2 protein-coding genes are annotated in these 903 nt (G+C 75.3%); both read left to right on the top strand.

Features of this window, described 5'->3' with window-relative positions; genetic code table 11:
• A partial coding sequence (locus GH736_RS23530) for an SDR family NAD(P)-dependent oxidoreductase (RefSeq protein WP_159607489.1) occupies positions 1 to 708 on the top strand: 708 nt, incomplete at its 5' end.
• Positions 705 to 899, top strand: coding sequence for a hypothetical protein (locus GH736_RS23525; RefSeq protein ID WP_159607487.1), 195 nt, complete (start codon positions 705 to 707; stop codon positions 897 to 899). The genes GH736_RS23530 and GH736_RS23525, both read left to right, overlap by 4 nt.
• Positions 900 to 903 lie beyond the last annotated feature (4 nt).

The following is a 903-nucleotide window of genomic DNA, read 5'->3' as shown; positions in this document are numbered from 1 at the left end:
GGCCTCACCAAGGGCGCGACCGTCGACATCGCGAGCGACGACCCGGCCGGCCGTGAGGCCGTCGACGGGATCGTCGCCAACGCCGGCATCGTGCACCCGCCGCGCCGCCGCGAGGAGTCGGTCGACGGCAACGAGCTCGTGCTCGCGACGAACGCGCTCGGGCACTTCGCGCTGCTCGGCCGGCTCGTGCCGCATCTGGCGCCCGGCGCCCGGGTGGTGTCGCTCGGGTCGCTGGCGACGCGGCTCTCGACGTTCCGGGTCGATGACCTGCAGCTCGAGCGCGGCTACGACGGGTGGCGGGCGTACGCGCAGTCCAAGATCGCAGCGCAGGCGGTCGGCTTCGAGCTCGACCGCCGGCTGCGGGCGGCCGGGGTGCCCACGGCCAGCGTCGTCGCGCATCCGGGCTACTCGGTGAGCGGACGCACGCCCACGGTCCCCGGTGTCAACGAGCCCGGCCGGGGCGGACGCTTCGGCGACGCGCTGCAGGCCGCGTGGGCGCAGGGCAAGCACCGTGGCGCCGAGGTCGTGCTGCATGCGCTGACCGCCGCCGACGTGGAGGGCGGGCAGTTCTGGGGTCCGCGCTACCTGACACGTGGTGAGCCGACGCTGCAGTCGCCCACCCGCGTCTCGTCCGACCCGTCCATCGGCGCGCGGGTGTGGGCGTTCGCCGAGCAGGCGACCGGGCGCCCCTTCACGGTCGCAGGGTGACCTCCGAGCGGCGCGCGGGCGCCAGGTGGTTCACGCCGCGCGTGCGGATGCTGCTGGCTCGCGTCGTCGTGATCGTCGGCGTCGTCATCGCACTGCTCGCGCTCGTCACCGCGCGCTGGGGACTGCTGTTCGTGGCCGTCATCGTCGTGGGCCTCGGCGCCGCAATGAGCCCGGCCCGCCGCCGCTCCTGACGCG

The sequence above is a fragment of the Agromyces humi genome, assembly GCF_009720255.1.
GTDB lineage: Bacteria > Actinomycetota > Actinomycetes > Actinomycetales > Microbacteriaceae > Agromyces > Agromyces humi.
The sequence above is the reverse complement of the archived record's forward strand: the minus strand, read 5'-3'. Positions and strand labels throughout refer to the sequence as shown.